General features: G+C 70.4%; 13 protein-coding genes. 6 read left to right on the top strand and 7 right to left on the bottom strand.

All coding sequences use genetic code 11. From position 1 onward, the window contains the following. Nucleotides 1-31: 31 nt before the first annotated feature. A complete protein-coding gene (locus tag IU369_RS16145) occupies nucleotides 32-1,036 on the bottom strand; it encodes a C39 family peptidase (protein ID WP_217922008.1) in 1,005 nt (334 codons plus the stop codon). Next, nucleotides 1,029-1,730, bottom strand: a complete 702-nt coding sequence (locus IU369_RS16140; protein WP_281426194.1) for a class I SAM-dependent methyltransferase — start codon at nucleotides 1,728-1,730, stop codon at nucleotides 1,029-1,031. The genes IU369_RS16145 and IU369_RS16140 overlap by 8 nt, the downstream gene beginning before the upstream one ends. 169 nt (nucleotides 1,731-1,899) lie before the next feature. Here IU369_RS16140 and IU369_RS16135 point away from each other — a divergent pair, with 169 nt between their 5' ends. Both IU369_RS16135 and IU369_RS16130 read left to right on the top strand, forming a co-directional pair. Then, nucleotides 1,900-3,081: a lysylphosphatidylglycerol synthase transmembrane domain-containing protein gene (locus IU369_RS16135; RefSeq protein WP_343233176.1), complete on the top strand. Its 1,182-nt coding sequence runs from the start codon at nucleotides 1,900-1,902 to the stop codon at nucleotides 3,079-3,081. Continuing rightward, nucleotides 3,078-4,982, top strand: a complete 1,905-nt coding sequence (locus IU369_RS16130) for a phosphatase PAP2 family protein (RefSeq protein ID WP_217922005.1) — start codon at nucleotides 3,078-3,080, stop codon at nucleotides 4,980-4,982. Before IU369_RS16135 ends, IU369_RS16130 begins: the two co-directional genes overlap by 4 nt. Here the strand turns inward: IU369_RS16130 and IU369_RS16125 are convergent. The 5 genes from IU369_RS16125 to IU369_RS16105 form a co-directional block, all read right to left on the bottom strand. Continuing rightward, nucleotides 4,945-6,306 (bottom strand): VanW family protein, encoded by a 1,362-nt coding sequence (locus IU369_RS16125; RefSeq protein WP_217922004.1) that lies wholly within the window; start codon nucleotides 6,304-6,306, stop codon nucleotides 4,945-4,947. The two genes, IU369_RS16130 and IU369_RS16125, sit on opposite strands and share 38 nt — an antisense overlap. A gap of 275 nt (nucleotides 6,307-6,581) precedes the next feature. After that, nucleotides 6,582-8,414 (bottom strand): penicillin-binding protein 2, encoded by a 1,833-nt coding sequence (gene mrdA / locus IU369_RS16120; RefSeq protein ID WP_217922003.1) that lies wholly within the window; start codon nucleotides 8,412-8,414, stop codon nucleotides 6,582-6,584. Between the two features lie 100 nt (nucleotides 8,415-8,514). Next, entirely contained in the window at nucleotides 8,515-9,339 is an 825-nt protein-coding gene (locus tag IU369_RS16115) for a heparan-alpha-glucosaminide N-acetyltransferase (RefSeq protein WP_217922002.1), read from the bottom strand. Then, a complete protein-coding gene (locus tag IU369_RS16110; RefSeq protein ID WP_217922001.1) occupies nucleotides 9,336-10,199 on the bottom strand; it encodes a prolipoprotein diacylglyceryl transferase in 864 nt (287 codons plus the stop codon). Before IU369_RS16110 ends, IU369_RS16115 begins: the two co-directional genes overlap by 4 nt. Next, on the bottom strand, nucleotides 10,130-12,121 hold the full coding sequence (locus IU369_RS16105) for a heme lyase CcmF/NrfE family subunit (protein WP_217922000.1): 1,992 nt from the start codon (nucleotides 12,119-12,121) through the stop codon (nucleotides 10,130-10,132). The genes IU369_RS16110 and IU369_RS16105 overlap by 70 nt, the downstream gene beginning before the upstream one ends. A gap of 556 nt (nucleotides 12,122-12,677) precedes the next feature. Between IU369_RS16105 and IU369_RS16100 the strand changes: the two genes are divergently transcribed. The 4 genes from IU369_RS16100 to IU369_RS16085 all read left to right on the top strand — a co-directional run bounded on the left by IU369_RS16100 (nucleotide 12,678) and on the right by IU369_RS16085 (nucleotide 15,607). Continuing rightward, nucleotides 12,678-13,310: a M23 family metallopeptidase gene (locus tag IU369_RS16100; RefSeq protein ID WP_217921999.1), complete on the top strand. Its 633-nt coding sequence runs from the start codon at nucleotides 12,678-12,680 to the stop codon at nucleotides 13,308-13,310. A 320-nt stretch (nucleotides 13,311-13,630) separates the two neighbouring features. After that, nucleotides 13,631-13,939: a hypothetical protein gene (locus tag IU369_RS16095; protein WP_217921998.1), complete on the top strand. Its 309-nt coding sequence runs from the start codon at nucleotides 13,631-13,633 to the stop codon at nucleotides 13,937-13,939. A gap of 50 nt (nucleotides 13,940-13,989) precedes the next feature. Continuing rightward, the gene (locus IU369_RS16090) at nucleotides 13,990-15,177 is read left to right on the top strand and encodes a murein hydrolase activator EnvC family protein (protein WP_217921997.1); all 1,188 of its coding nucleotides are present in this window, start codon (nucleotides 13,990-13,992) and stop codon (nucleotides 15,175-15,177) included. A 160-nt stretch (nucleotides 15,178-15,337) separates the two neighbouring features. Next, on the top strand, nucleotides 15,338-15,607 hold the full coding sequence (locus IU369_RS16085) for an SHOCT domain-containing protein (protein WP_217921996.1): 270 nt from the start codon (nucleotides 15,338-15,340) through the stop codon (nucleotides 15,605-15,607). Nucleotides 15,608-15,664: the final 57 nt, after the last annotated feature.

The raw sequence follows: 15,664 nt of genomic DNA, 5'->3' as shown, positions 1-15,664 counted from the left end.
ATCGGCCCACGGCGCCGGCGCGTCCCGATCCTTATCCGGCGACGTCGGTCGGTACGGCGACGGCGCGGCGGTCCAAGAGGCGCCACATCGCCTCGAAACGCTCGCGTGTCCACACCTCGCGCGTTCCCTCTAGCGGGTTCACGACCCGGAGTCGCCCATCCGCCGTCACCCCTGCCAATACCACGGTGTGTTCACCGAAGTTCACTCTCACTCGCCGACCTGCGGGGGATCGCCACTCGCCATACGGTCCTGCCGACAGCCCGACCCACACCATCACCGCGTATCCTGCACGGACCCGACGGACGATCTCGGCGGAGGGACGACCGCTGAGCCTGTCGAGCTGCACCCCGCGTCGCTCGGCCACCTCCATGATCGGCCCCTCGTAGACGCCGAAGCCGCCGGCCGTCCCTCCCCCGTCGGGGCGGCCGACGTACCCGAGTTCTGGGTCGCCCCAGACCCGCGCCGTTCCATCGTCGACGGGGTCGAGGCCGCCGCTCACAGGGAGGTCGGCCTGGAGGGACGACTGGGGGATCCGCCGGCCGGTCGTGGCGAGCAGGATCTCGAGGGCCGCGGACTCGCAGTTGTTTCGCAATTGCTGGGCGATGGTCGGCGCCGCGATCGTGGAGGCGACGGGCCGTGCCGCGAGCCGCACGACGTCCTCGTCGCTGCGAAGGATTGCCCGTAGGGCCAGGCGTCGGCTGAGTCGGTAGACGACGGTCCCGGTCGCCGAGCGGACGACCCAGCGTGACGGCACCCCGGCTGACAGGAGAGCGCGAACGCGGTCCGGATCCAGGATCTCCTCCCGTAGCGCGGAGGCGAGCTCGACCCGCGTGCGCCGTGCGGTGCCGAGGCGGATCTCGAGGGCCACGGGCTGTGCGACCTCCGGGGTGGCCGGGGGGGGCACGGTGATGGGCGAGCTGAAGGCGCCGTTTGTCGTGAGCACGACGACCGCCGCAAGGACCGCGGCGCCTACCGCGACGAGAAGGAGCCCCCGGCGGGCGGCCGCCACGCGCTCGTGGGTGCCGCGCCTAGTCATGCCCGGGCAGCGGACGGGTGCCGCAGACGACGGCCGCTTCGGAGACGATCGACCGGGCGGTGACCTCCACGAACCCGGCTTCCTCCAAGAGGCGGATCCAGGAGCTCATCGACAGTGGGCGCTCGGCTGTCCGGGCCGTGAAGCGCCATGTGTTCTTGGCGATACGCCACCAGCCGCCGGGACCTCGTCTGCCGAGCGCGACGAACTTCGCCCGGATCACCGCCCGGTCACGGGGGTCCGTCCCGCGTCCGAGCATGAGATCTCCGATCACGAGGCGCCCACCGGGTCGCAACCACACCGCAACAGCGCTCACCAGATGACGCTTGTCGTCGTCAGCGAGGTGATGGAGGGCGTAGTTCGAGACGACCAGATCGAGGGACGCCGGTTCGACGCAGAGCGCCTCGAGGGCCTCGAGCCGACAGCAGACGTTCTCCACGCGCTCGTGGTCGAGGTTCCGGCGGAGCAGTCCGATCATCGACGGGCTCAGGTCGACGGCGATCACCTCGGCCGCGACGCGGGCCAGCGGGATCGTCAGCTGGCCGGACCCGCACCCCATGTCGAGGACGGTCATGCCTGGCATGACGCGGGCCGCGGCCACGACCGCGTCGATGGTGGAAACGAGTCCCGGGTTGCCGGCGGCCCCTTCATCCCAGGACTCGGCGCGTCGCGACCAACGTCGGCGTTGCGACGACACACGTGAGTGGACCCTCGCCCGGCCGAGGGCGTTTCGTTCCGGGGGCGCGGCCGACGCACGCTCCGACCCTGAAGTGCTCCGTGGATTCTGCACGCCGGGTTTCTAGACGTGCGTCGTGACGGACCTGTGACGACCGGAACCGAAAGACCTCCCTGGCGACGGGGATCTCATGAAGCCACGTCATCCGAGCTTGTACCGTGATCGAATGGATCGGGTCACCCTCTGGAGCGACCCTGCCGTGCCGTCGGCGACGGCCGGCTCGCGGTCCGTCTCGGCGAGTGGCCGTGGGCCTGGGCAGGACGGCCCGGCGCCCCGGGAGATGCGCGCTGCGACGGGATCGCCGGCCCGCGTTGTAGTCCTGGCCATCGCGACCGCGGCGATCGTGGTGACGGCCTGGCGAACCGATTGGGGGGCGCTCGGGTCTCTTGACTCAGCGCATGCGTGGACTCTCCTGTCTCTGGCCGCGCTGCTGCACTTGGCCACGGTTCCGATGAAGGCGGTTGCGTGGAGGAGCACGCTGCGACCCGCCCTCGGAAACCGGCGGATACCGCTCCGGACGGTCATGGGACCGGTGATGGTCGGCGCCCTGCTCAACACCGTCCTCATCGGGCGCGTCGGCGAGGCCGCTCGCGTCCTCCTCGTTCACTCCCGCCTGACCCGCGACGGCCGGGTCGCGCCATTGCCCGCGGTCATCGGGTCGGCCGTGACGGAGAGCCTCGCCTCGACCGTCGCGTGGGTGGGACTCGTCGCGGCGGTCGGTGCCATCCTGCCGCTCCCGTCCAGCGTCTGGTGGGTCGTGATGGTGTTGACGGCGGCATGGTTGCTCATCGTCGTCGCGGCCGTGCGGAACTGGGGGGCCACCCCCGACCCGCAAACGCCTTCCGGATCGGCTCGCCGCGGCCTCGCCGCCGCACGACGCATCTGGGGGTCGGTTGCGCACGGACATCGGGCTCTCGGGCGACCCGAGGTGCTCGTGCCGTTGTCCGCCGCGAGCATCCTCGGGTGGGTCGCGCAGGGTGTCAGCGTCTACGCGGTGCTGCGGGCGTTCGACATCAGCGGGGGGTGGGAAGCCGCCGCGTTGGTCCTCGTCAGCGTGACCGTGGCGCAGACGGTGCCGTTGCTCCCGGGGAACGTCGGCGTCTTCCAGGCCGCGGCGGCCCTGCCGCTCGTGGCCACGTTCGGCGTCCCCGCTGCGACCGCGGTGGCCGTGGGTCTGGTCCTCCAGCTCGTCCAGTCGGGGCCCGTCGCCCTCGCGGGGGCCGCGAGCCTGGCGCGGGAGGGTGAGGACATCGGCCGTCTCTGCCGCGCTGCCCGCACCTTGGGAGGGGCGGACCCCGGTCGCGTCCAGTGAGCGCCGCGGCCTGCTTGCCGGCGCGTCGTTCGCTCTCCTGGCGCCGTGAAGTGCTCCTGTTCGTCGGCGCCTATCTCGCGTACTCGTTGGCACGCGGCGCCGCGTCGGCCTCGTTCGACACCGCATTGACGAACGCCCGCCTGATCATCGAGGTCCAGGCTCGTCTCGGGATCGGGGTGGAGCGGGCGGTTCAGGAGCACCTGATCGGACAACCGGTCATGTGGGTGCTCAACCGGCTCTACCTCGTGGCGCAGTTCGCGGTGGTCCCGGCGGGCCTGGTGTGGATCTATCGACGTCGTCCGCACCTCTATCCGCGGCTTCGGACCACAGTCCTGGCGACGTGGCTCATCGCCCTGCCGGTGTATGCGTTCTTCCCCACGGCTCCACCTCGTCTCGCCGGCATCGGGATCCTCGACACGGTGAGCTCGCAGACATCATTCGCGCTTGACTCCCCACTCGTCACGGCCTTCTACAATCCTGTCGCCGCGGTACCGAGCCTCCACGCTGGCTTTGCGTTCGCGATCGGCATCGGAGTCGCGGCATCGACGAGACGATTGTGGCTCAGGTTCGTCGGGCTCGGGTGGGGTCCGGCGATCGGGCTCGTCGTGATCGCGACGGGCAACCACTTCGTTCTCGACGTGCTGCTCGGGCTGCTCGCCGTCGCGGGCGGTTTCGCTGTTGCGCTCCTCCTCCACAGGGCTGAGGAACCCCATCGCCTCGGGCGCCTGTACACGCGGCCGACGACACCGAGACGGCTGCGCGTTGCGCTCGTGTGCCCCTACGACTGGCACCGGCCGGGCGGCGTGCGCACCCACGTCGCAGGCCTCGCCGAGGCCCTCCGAGCCCGTGGCCACTCCGTCGACGTATTGGCCGCGGGAAAGCGGTCAGGTTCCCGACCGGGGCTCATACTGGTCGGCGCCACCACCCCGGTGAGGGCCAATGGCTCCGTCGCGCGCATCGCCCTCGGCCCCTGTGCGGCGAGCCGGACTCGCAGGGCGCTCGAGAAGGGCGCCTACGACGTTGTCCATGTGCACGAGCCGGTGGTCCCGCTCGTTTCCCGCGCGGCTCTGCGATGCCGCGGCACGGTTTTCGTAGGGACGTTCCACATGTACAGCGTCCGCGCCCTTCCTTATCGGTTGCTCGGCGTCGCGCTGCGACGTCCCCTGCGTGCGCTCTCCGCCGCGATCGCTGTCTCGGAATCGGCGCGGGCATGCGCGACACGCCTGTTCCACATCGACGCCGTGATCCCCAACGGGATCTGGACGGCTCGAGGCGGTGCCGTGGAGATCCCCGCGGAGAACCCGGTCCGCCGCGTCCTCTTCATCGGTCGGCATGAGCCCCGCAAGGGTCTGGCCGTCCTCCTGGAGGCTTTCCGTGAACTACCCGACGATGTGTTCCTCGACCTCGTCGGCGTTCAGCCGGACGAGGTCGCACGACAGCTCGCCACGAGCGATCAGACCGCGCGCATCGTCGCCCACGGGCGGATCTCCGATGAGGAACGGCACCGCCTCCTGCGTCGCGCAGATGTTCTCTGTGCGCCGTCCTTGGGTGGCGAGAGCTTCGGCCTGGTGCTCACCGAGGCGATGGCGGAGGCCGTGCCCGTGGTCGCTTCAGCGATCCCCGGGTACTGCGACGTCCTCGACCCGCGCTGCGGTCGGCTCGTCCCTCCCGGCGACCCGTCGGCCCTCGCCGCCGCCCTCAACGAGACCCTCGCCGACGCAGGACTGAGGGATCGCCTTCGCGCCGTCGCACAACGTGCGTCGGCCCCGTTCGCCTGGGAGAGGGTGTCCGCTCAGATCGAGGGTCAGTACCGCCGCGCACTCCACTCAGCCGAGTTGACGCGGCTCCCGGAGGCGGTACCGGTCAGTCCGGCCGAGGCGGGGCCCGGTACGTCCACGTGAAGCGCTCGTTTCGCTCTCCCCCCGACCCCCGCACCACCCGACGTGTGTAGACCACTGAGAAGGCCGAGCCCTCGCTGGGGAAACCGATGGTCTCCGTCGAAACCCGCCGGCCGTATCGAGACGAGAACAGTCGCACCGTGATCCCCTCGTCTGCGGCGACGACCTTGAGGAGGATCGCGGACGGCCAGTCATTCTTAAGGACCAGCTCCGGGCCGCCCCAGGAGATCGTGGCCTCGCGCCCCGCTGGGTAGCGCGGGATCCAGAACTCATGCGGCGTGTGAGACACGATGCGCAACCCCGCAAGAAAAGCCGCGTTGAACAGGGTCGTCGCCACCTGGCTGATGCCTCCACCGACGGCGTCCTCCAGTTTGCCGGCGTTTATCTGGGGGGCGGCCACGAAGCCCCGGGCACGCGTCCTCTCCCCCAGGAGTGTGTTCAGGGAGAAGGTGGCGCCTGCCGGGATGATCACGCCGTCGAGGAGTTCGGCCGCACGGCGGATGTTGGTCACGCGAGGCTGGCAGCAGGCGTAGGGCGTCCGGAACTCGCCGACGACCTCCCTGATCCCGAGGTCCTCCGCCTCGCGGGTCGTCAGCGGGGGGGCCACCATGCGGGTGCGGAGCGACACCGTTTCGCCCGGGCGGTCCTCGATCGAGCGCGCGACGGCCACGGAGTCGATGGCCCGGCCGGGTCTGCCGGCGATGACCTCGACCCGCCTCCCCCTGACACGGAACCGGGCTGAGCGGGGAGGCCGCTCGACGTGGCCGAGACGCCGATCGAGGAGGCCGTCGATGGTCCTGGGATCGATGCGTGGCTCGAGGGTGCCGCCCTCGTTCTTGAAGTCGAGCGCCCGTAGGAGCAGCGCCCGGTTGATCTGCGCCCGCTGTCCGCCGGCGCTGACGATCGTGGGGGCCCGGACGATCCGCAGTCCCTTCGCTCGCCCGATCTGGGCCTGGAGGTCGGTGATCTCCGGCGTGACCGGCACGACCGGCACCTGAACCTCTCGGGGCAGGCTCTCAAGGCGGCGAGCCAGTGCCGCGCGATCGACCGCTCTGCCCCTTGACGACGGGACGACCACCAGTTCGGACCCTGTGACCCGGACGTAGGCCGACCGCGCGGGGCGGTCGAGCGCGCGAGCGGCCCGAGCGGTCAGCCGGTCCACGACATGCCGGCGCAACCGATACTCGAGCTGGATGTCTCGCGTGCCCCCCAATCCGAGCTCGCGGCGGAGCCGGTAGCCCAGGCCGACCGGACGGCTCGCCAGACCCACCGCCTCCTCAACGAGCGGGATGGGCCGCAGAGTCGCCAGCCGGACGGGCGGGAGCACGGGGTCACCGTCCGGACCGATCAGGAGGAGGGCGCCGTTCGGTGCGCGCCGGCGCGCCGTCAGTGTGCGGGTCGCCTCGGCCGGCGTGAGGCGCCCTACCGGAGTTCCGGCGATTGACACGCCAGGCGGGATCCGATCCCGATCTGGGTGCAGGACACGGGCCGCGACGATCGTGGAGACACCCATCAGGGTGAGGATGGCTGCGGCGCCGGCGAGGAGAGAATCCGTCGGCAGGCGCTGGATCGCCGCTCGGGCGCGGTGGCGGCGGAGGGGCATCAATTGGCGCTGGCGCCTCCGCCACAGAGCGTCCGGTCGAATGCGAGGAACGCCGCCATCGTCTGGCAGACAGCCGGGGCCGCCGCGTTGGCCCCCTGACCGCCCTGCTCGATGACGACCGCGACGACGATCTTCGGGGCGTCGGCGGGGGCGTATCCGACGTACCAGGAGTGGTCGACACCGGTCTCGTTCTCGGCCGTCCCGGTCTTGCCGGCGACGCGAGCCGTTTCCGGCAGACCGCCGAACACTGCGGTCGAGGTCCCATCCGCCCCGTTCGCCGCCTGCGCCAGTCCGTCGCGGAGCGCCTGGAGGACGGTGGGGTCGATAGCCGCCGAGCGGCTCGGCCGACTGCCGACCAGCGACCGGAGCGGGCGACCCGTCGAATCAAGCACCCGCCGGCCGATCGTCGGAGCGACGACGGTCCCGCCATTGGCGATCGCCGCGTATGCGGTCGCCATCTGCAGGGGCGTGACCAGCAGGTTCCCCTGACCCGTCGATAGGTTGATGGAATCGCCGGGCTTCCACGTCCGGTCGAGTGGATCGGGGCTATCGCGGAAGGCCTCCTTCTTCCACTCCAGGTCCGGGACGATGCCTTCCTCGTCGCCCCCCGGGAGGTCGATTCCTGTGGGTGCGCCGAGCCCGAAGCGCCGCGCCTCGTCCTGGAGCGCGGTGCGAGGCATGTCCTGATAGAAGAGGTCGCCCAGCTGGTAGAAGAACGTGTCGCTGGATACCTCGAGCGCCCGTCGCACGTCCAGCTCACCCCAGCTCCGGCTCTCGAATCCGCGAAAGACCTGGCTGTAGAGTTCCAGCGATCCGGGTGATGGAAGGACTTCGGTCGTCCCGAGGAAGCCACGCCTCATGGCGGCGGCGGCCGTGACGACCTTGAAGGTCGACGCCGCCGGGTAGAGGCCTCCGACCGCCCGGTTCAGGAGCGGGCGGCGAGAGTCGTCCAGGAGCCGGTCCACCGCCAGTGGGCGGGTGCCCGAGAAGCTGTCGGGACGATAGGACGGGAAGGATGCGATCGCCAGCACCTCCCCGGTCTCAGGGTCGAGCGCGACGCCGGCGCCCCCGCCGGGACTGCCGCTCTCGGACACGCGCTCCGCGATGGCACGCGCAAGTGCCACCTGGGTAGGCATGTGGATGGCCAACTCCAGCGTGTTCCCAGGCTGAGGAGGGGTGGCCGACAACACCTGTCGGCTTCGCGGCTCGCCCGCCGCGTCCACCTCGATGACCGCTTCCCCCTGCTTACCCGCGAGATACTGCTCGTACTGGGCTTCGAGCCCACTCGTCCCGACGATCTCATTGCCGAGGTAGCCCCTCTGGCGGTACTCCTCGATGGTCTCGGCGGTGATGGGCCCCGTGTAACCGATCACATGAGCGAGAGACGTCCCGATCGGGTACTCACGGGGGTAGGTCTCTTCAAGATCTATGCCGGGAAAGTCCCGGCGGCGCTCGGCGAGGTAGAGGCGGGTATCCCGGTTGATGTCCTCAGCGAGGACGACGGCCTGCAGCGGTGATCCGCTGGCCTTCCGGACCTTGGCCACCAAGGTTGACGGTGGGAGGTCGAGCACCTTGGCGAGCCGACGGATGACGCCTGGGCGGCGGCCCTCGTCGAACTCCTGTGCGCGCGCCACGACATTGATGCCGGTTCGATGCGTGACCAGGGTCCGGCCCTCCCGGTCGACGATCGCCCCGCGGGGTGCCTCCTGGCGCACGGTCCTCAGGCGGTTTGCGTCGGCGCGCTCGGCGTACTGCTCCTCGGAGATGACCTGGAGAAACCACAACCTCAGCAACAGGACGCCAAGGGCCACGAGCAGGATGCCACCGAACATGGCGATCCGGATCGCGGACTCCGGAGTCAGGACGCTGTGCCCGGGTCGCCGGACTCGCCTGCGTCCGCGACGACTCGACGAGGTGGTCACCGGCGTTCTTTCAGAGCGGCCACGGCACCTCGACACCGCCCACGACGAGCACTGTCCAGACAAGGGGGATCAGGACGAGCTGGTGGACGAGGTAGATCATCAGCGAATGACGGCCGGGTGTGGTCAGCGGCCCGGGGACGGCGCGGCGACCGAGCGGGGCGATGAACCGGCTGCGCACACCCGCCGGATAGAGGCGGGTGCCGACCGCGACGCCGATCAGCATGGGGCCGAGCCAGGGAAGCAGGGGCCAGTAGTCGACGCTGCCGATCTCCGGGGGCCCGAGCCCGATCGGGAGTAACCAAGAAGACCCCGAGTCGACGGCGGTCACGAGTACGCCGAGCGCTATCACGGCGAGGCCCAAGACGAGGTTCACGGCGCGTAGACGGATCGTCACGGCACAGACCGCGGTCCCGACGGCGATGGCGTGGAGGATTCCGAAGCGGACGTACCGCTCGTCGAAGGCCACCCACGTCGCGACCGACACGACCATTGCCGCGCCCAAGACCAACACCGCGCGACGCGCGTGCCGCCGTCGACGCCGGCCGGCGTCGAGGCCGCGCGCTCGCATCCGTTCGTCGGACACCGCGAACGAGACGCCCGCGACGAACAGGAAGAGTGAGCCGGTCGCCTCCGGCAGGGCTCCCCACGTGCCTGTGAATGGGTCCGGGCCGAGCCCCGGCGAGAGGAGCTCGATGTCGTAGACCGTGTGGTAAGCGACCATCATGGTGATCGCCAGCGTGCGCCCGAGATCAATCTCCCACAGCCGGCTCCGTGCCCGATCGGGGCGCCCGCCCGCGGCGGCGACAAGGTCGTCTCGGATTTCGCCGGTGATCATGCGGGCCCGACGCCCGACTCCGGACGCGGTACATGACGGCGGCCGAGGACACGGAGAGCCGCCGCTCCGATCACCGCGACGGAAAGGAGAGCCAGACTGGTCCACTGTGCCTGGCGTAGGCCGAGAGCGACGACGTCGACGTCCCGCACCCAGAAGAAGACGACGAAACGCCCGACGCTGTACGCGCCCAGGACGAGCCAGAGGGCATCGCCGGGGCGGCGCAGATACCGATGACCCACAAGGACCGCGACGGCGAGGACGATGACAAACGCGACCTCGTAGAGCGCGCCGGAGTGATAGGCGACGCCAGTCTCCGGGACGTGGGACGCCGGGTCGGTGTAGGTGACCCCCCACGGAAGGCCCGTCGGTGGGCCGTAGTGCTCGCCGTTCAAAAGGTCGCCTACTCGCCCGAGGGCCATGCCAGCCGGGAATGCCAACGCGAGGACGTCGAGATGGGGCAGGACGGAGCGACCCGTCACACGCAGGAAGATCGCCACGGCGGGAAGCACGGCGATGACGGTGCCGTAGAACGCGAAGCCGCTGGACGCATCCCGCCACGGGGTCACCAGCCGCGCGGGGTCCTCCTGCGCCAGGTAGTACAGCCGTGCCCCCGCGAGCCCGGCGATCGTGCTGACGACCGCCATCCCGAGTACCGCATCCGGGTCGGCCCCCCGTGCCCCCGCAAGACGCTGAGCCAGTGCGATGCCGACGAGGAGACCGATGGCGGTCATGAGGCCGTGCCAGGAGAGGGTCAGCGGCCCGGCGTCGAAAGTGGGTGCGAGTCCGATGGTCAAGCCGGGGCCGCCCCCTCCGACCGGGTCGTTGCGTCCTGGTATCCCGGCAAGGCCCGGGCGGGCCACGCGGCCAGCAGGCCGCCGGCGAACATGAGCACGCCCGCCACCCAGATCCATGCGACGAGCGGGTTGACGTACACCGACACGCGGGCGAGGCCGTTGTCCTCGAGACGCGTCAGGAACAGGTAGATGTCGCGCCGCGGGCTCGTGTCGATCGCGATGTCTGACGAGCGCGTGCCGTCGGCTGCGAAGGTCTCGACGCCGGGGGTCATCGTCCCGATCCGCTCGCCGCCGCGGTAGACGCCCATCGTCACGGACACGATCGACGAGTGGTCGTCGGAGGTGCGGTCGGACCCCTCGTTGACGAACGTGTAGCCGGCGACCGTGGCGCGCTCGCCCTGGGCGACGGCGATGTCGGACTCGGTGACGAAGCCCTTCGATCCGGCGAAGCCGATGAACAGGAGCACGATGCCGAGGTGGACGACGTAGCCGCCGTAGCGGCGCCGGTTGCGCGCCACCATGCTCGTCAGCGACCCCGGCCACGAGACGCCCCCGAGGGCGTGGCGCACCTTCATCCCGCGCCAGAACTCGCCGGTGATGCACGCGGTGACGAAGACGCCCGCGATGATCGTGGCGGCGGCGGCCGGGCTGTTGCGCAGGTCGGTGAGGACGAGCAGCGGCACGGCGGCGACCGCGGCGACGACGATCGGGCCCACGAAGCGCCGGCGCAGCTGCGCCGGCGAGGACTTGCGCCAGGCGATCAGCGGGCCCACGCCGGTGAGGACGAGCAGCGCGATGCCGATCGGCAGGGCGACCTGGTTGAAGTACCCCTGCCCCACCGTGATCCGCTCGCCGCGCAGGGCCTCGGAGATGATCGGGAAGACCGTCCCCCAGAAGACCGCGAACGCCAGCCCCACCAGGAGCAGGTTGTTGAAGAGGAAGATCGCCTCGCGCGAGATGTAGCTCTCGAGCGTGTGCTGGGAGCGCAGCAGCGGCAGCCGGCTCACGAGCAGCGCCACCGACGCGATCAGGATGACCGCGATGAAGGCGAGGAAGAACGGGCCGAGCGTCGACTCGCCGAAGGCGTGCACCGACGAGATGACCCCGGACCGCGTCAGGAACGTGCCGAACAGGCAGAGGGTGAAGGTCAGGATGACCAGCACCATGTTCCAGACCTTCAGCATCCCCCGGCGCTCCTGCACCATCACGGAGTGGAGGAACGCGGTCGCGACGAGCCATGGCATGAAGGCCGCGTTCTCGACGGGGTCCCAGGCCCAGTAGCCGCCCCAGCCGAGGGTCTCGTACGCCCACTTGGCGCCGAGCAGGATGCCGATGCCGAGGAACAGCCACGAGAAGATCGTCCAGCGCCGGACGCTCGCGATCCACGCGGTGTCGACCTTGCGGGTCACGAGCGCGGCGATCGCGAAGGCGAACGGCACCGACAGGCCCACGAAGCCGAGGTAGAGCATCGGCGGGTGGATCTGCATGTACGGGTTCTGGAGCAGCGGGTTGAGCCCGCGGCCCTCGGCGGGCACCTGGGCGAGCGTCTCGAACGGGCTCGTCACGAACGAGAGCAGCAGCAGGAAGAAGATCGCGATGCCCATCAGCACCGCCATCACGACCGGCATCAGCAGGCGGTTGCGGTCCCGGTTGGTCCGCACGACGATCGCCGAGAAGACGGTGAGGATCCACGCCCACAGCAGCAGCGACCCCGCCTGGCTCCCCCAGAGGGCCGTCAGCTTGAACTGCCACCCGAGCGTGCTCGAGGTGTACTCGGCCACGTTCCGCAGCTCGAAGGCGTCGGTGGCGAGGGCCACCCACATCGTCACCACCGCGAGGGTCGTGAACGCGCAGACGGCGTAGACGGCGCGCTCGGCGCTCGCCTCCCAGGCGCGGCCGCCGGGACGGCGGGAGCGCAGCGCGGCGTAGACGACGTAAACCGCCGCCGCCAGGGCCAGCAGCAGGGCGGCGCGACCGAGGATGCTCACGGGTCTCCTCGTGGCGTCAGATCGCCAGCGGGGTGCGAAGTGATGGGACGTCGGCAGCCGAGCACGCGATCTGACGGTCGCACAGGCCTGTGACGAACCTGTTGAGAGCCGGACAGGATGGGGCGTGGAGTGGCCGACTCGCCACCTTGCGCCGCGACGACACCCCACCGTCACCGGTTCGTCACACCCGGCCCCGGCCGGTGTCTAGTCTGCCTCGCTGTTCGGGCCCCGGCGACTGTCGACACGTTCGCAGCGAGGCCGCAATAGCAGCGGAAGGAGATTCATCTCCACGCGAGCGCGTTCACATCGTCGTCTGCGTCGCCTCTCGGCGGGGGCCGCCTTGGTCGTCGTCGCCGCCCTCTCGGCTGTGACGCCGGCCACCGGCGCCCAGCTGGACCTTCCTCCGCCGTCACCCCCCAGTAGTCCTGTGCCCGCGCCGCCGCCCGCCCCTGGTAGCAGCTCCGCTGTGCCCCGCTCTGCGCCCGCCGTCTCCCGTCGTGCGATTCCCGCCGGGGCGCTTGGCGGGATACTGAAGATCGGCTCGAGCGGTCCGGTCGTGCGCGACCTTCAGCGCATCCTGCGCCGTCGAGGTCTCGCCGTGGCGACAGACGGGATCTTCGGGCGAGCGACGCGACGAGCCGTCGAACGCATTCAGCTGCGGTTCGGCGTCCCCGTGACCGGACAGGTGGAAGTGACCCTGCAGAGGCGCCTGGGTCTCCAGACACGCCGCGCGGCCGCAGCGCCGGGAGCGCCGTCATCGCCGGGTGCCAGTCGTCTTCTGGACACATTCCCCGTCGCCGCCGACAACAGCTACTCCGACGACTATGGCGCACCGCGGGGGCAAGGGGCCCACGAGGGCAACGACATCCTCGCGGACCGCGGCGCACCCGTCGTCGCGGTATCGGACGCCGTGGTCGACCGCCTCAGTCGGACGGAACGAGGGCTCGGCGGCATCTACGTCTGGCTGCGCCGCGACGACGGGACGGAGTACTACTACGCCCACCTCGACTCCCTCACACCGGGGCTCGACGAGGGCAGCAGGGTGACCGTCGGTCAGCGCATCGGCGCGAACGGCAACACCGGTGACGCGCGCTTCGGGGCGCCGCACGTCCACTTCGAGATCCATCCTGGCGGATCCGCGGCGGTGAATCCCTTCCCACACCTCGTGGCCACGGATCCAGATCGGTGAAGCGCCAGCGCCCCGTCGTCGCCATCCAGGTGGACCTCTACGGAGGATCCGCCGCCGCGGTCAGCCTCGAACCGAGAGCGCACCGGTGGCCGGACAGCGAGTCACTCGACCGCCTCCTCCTGCCGGTCTGCTTCGCGGCCTTGACCCTGCGGCAGACCAGCCGCAGCCTGACACCTCGCGTCCGGCACCTGATCATGCAATTCGCCGCGACCATGACAGAACCGCCCCCGCGGGAGTCCGGTCAGTCCTGGGCCGAGAGGGTCGCCGGCCGTCGGCTGGTCCCGCGGACGAGGCCCGGCGAGCCCAGCATCGTCGGACGGTTGATCGAGGCCCGCGAGGGCGTCGCCGCAGCTGTGAAGGAACCCGCACCGTCGGCCCTGGCCATGGCTTCCTCGACCGCCGCTCTTGCGGGTGTCGCCCTGAGCGAGGTCTCGACGGACGTGCATCTCTCGGCCGCGCTGGCCCTCGAAGGAGTTCTCCTCTGGTTCGGCGCGCCTGAAGCTCGCACCGCCAGCCTGCAGAAGGCGACCTACGCGGGATTCACGTACGCCTTGCGGCGCCTCGAGGACGCGGACCGGCCGACGCCCGACGTCCTGCGCCTCGTCGTCTCCAGCTACCCGGGCGTGTGAACGTGACGCGACAGACGGGCCGTGGCAGGCCAACGGGCCCCTGGAGCACCGTGCTCGCAGCGCTCATCGGCATCTTCGTGCTGTTGGTAGGGGTTCTCGCCGTCCCCCGGAGCGCAGCACAGGGGAACACCAATGACCAGCTCGAGCAGGCTCAGGCGCGGCTGCAGGACGCGCGCGATCGTGAGCGCGTCCTCACCGCGGACGTCGAGGCGTACGGCCAACGTATCCAGGCGGTGGAGTCTCGGCTGATCTCGCAACGGGAGCGGTCCGAGGCTCTCGCACGAGACCTCGCTGACCTCCGCGTCCGGCTCGCGGGACTCACGCGCGATCTCGCGGCCGAACGCGGCCGGCTGGCCGCCGCGCGCAGCGCGCTGGCGCGTCGTCAGGTGCTGTTGGCGCGACGTCTCCGTGAGCTCTACGTTCGCGGCGAGCCGGATCCCATCCTCCTATTGGTCGAGTCGGGCAGCTTGTCCTCGGCGTTGGAGACGGCTGATCTGATCGAGGGGATCGCCGACCGCGACGCTGGTCTCGCGGACGCTGTGTCGACGTTCGCCGATGAGACGCGCGTGCGTGTGGCCCGGATCGCCGACATCCGCGCCGAGGTCGTCAGTTCGGAAGCGCGCGCGGAGGACGCGGCAGAGCAGGCGCTCGCTGCAAAGTCAGAGCTCGAGCGGGAGCGGGCCGGACTGACCGAACTCCTCGAGGAGCGCCGGACGCTGCTCTCCGGCGTGCAGGGCGACCGCCAGGAGCTCGAGATCGAGACGCGAGGCCTGCAGGCTCGATCGGCGCGCCTCGCCGCAGCGATCCGCGGCGCACAAGAGCCCACGCCCGCCGCCCCTGCTCCCGCCCCCGCCCAGCCAGCCCCAGCGGGTGGTTCCGGGTTCATCTGGCCTGCGCAGGGGACCCTGACCTCGCAATACGGACCCCGGTGGGGGCGCATGCACGAGGGCATCGACATCGCCGGCGCCACAGGCAGTCCCATCGTCGCCGCACGCGCGGGCACCGTCATCCTCGCAGGGTGGAGCGGCGGTTACGGCAACCTCGTGGTCGTCGATCACGGCGCCGGCATCAGCACGGCGTACGCGCACAATGCGAGCGTCTCCGTGTCGGTCGGGCAGAGTGTCTCCCAGGGGTCGGTCCTTGCTGGCATGGGGACGACGGGCAACTCGACGGGCGTCCATTCCCATTTCGAGATCCGCATCAACGGCGCTGCTGTCGATCCACTTAGCTACCTCTGAGCACAGACGGCTCCGTCGTGCACCGGTCTCGCGATCGCCCCGGTGGATATCTAGCGCCGTCGGGGAATCCGCAGTGCGAACAAGCAATTCCCGGATGCCCCGCCTCTGCCCTGCGGTCAGGCTCCCTCACGGTCAACCACGGCAGAGACTGGAGTGACTCATGTACGGCGACTACGCGCACGACGGGGGCTGGGGCTGGGGTGGCTGGCTCCTGATGAGCTTGACGATGCTGGCCTTCCTCGCCCTCGTCGCATGGGGGGTCTTCCTCGTCTGGCGCAGCACCACGCATTCCCATCCCCACGACGAGGCGCACCCCAGACCCGCTCGGCAGTCCGCGGAGCAGATCCTGGCGGAGCGGCTGGCTCGGGGCGAGATCGACGCTGCCGAGTACCGTGCACGATCCGAGGCGCTCAAGCTCCCGAGTCAGTAGTTCCGCACATGCATCGTCGGCAGGTCATCGCATGTGCAGCTCGGTCCCCCCGGTAGA

Origin of the sequence: Miltoncostaea oceani (assembly GCF_018141545.1) — a bacterium.
Lineage (GTDB): Bacteria > Actinomycetota > Thermoleophilia > Miltoncostaeales > Miltoncostaeaceae > Miltoncostaea > Miltoncostaea oceani.
Note: the sequence above shows the minus strand (reverse complement) of the source record. Positions and strands in the feature narration are given on the sequence as shown.

What these genes read in the sequence shown, in the direction of transcription:
- IU369_RS16145 (WP_217922008.1), bottom strand. Translation starts at nt 1,036, where the DNA reads ATGACTAGGCGCGGCACCCACGAGCGCGTGGCGGCCGCCCGCCGGGGG.
- IU369_RS16135 (WP_343233176.1), top strand. Translation starts at nt 1,900, where the DNA reads ATGAAGCCACGTCATCCGAGCTTGTACCGTGATCGAATGGATCGGGTC.
- mrdA (WP_217922003.1), bottom strand. Translation starts at nt 8,414, where the DNA reads ATGTTCGGTGGCATCCTGCTCGTGGCCCTTGGCGTCCTGTTGCTGAGG.
- IU369_RS16115 (WP_217922002.1), bottom strand. Translation starts at nt 9,339, where the DNA reads ATGATCACCGGCGAAATCCGAGACGACCTTGTCGCCGCCGCGGGCGGG.
- IU369_RS16085 (WP_217921996.1), top strand. Translation starts at nt 15,338, where the DNA reads ATGTACGGCGACTACGCGCACGACGGGGGCTGGGGCTGGGGTGGCTGG.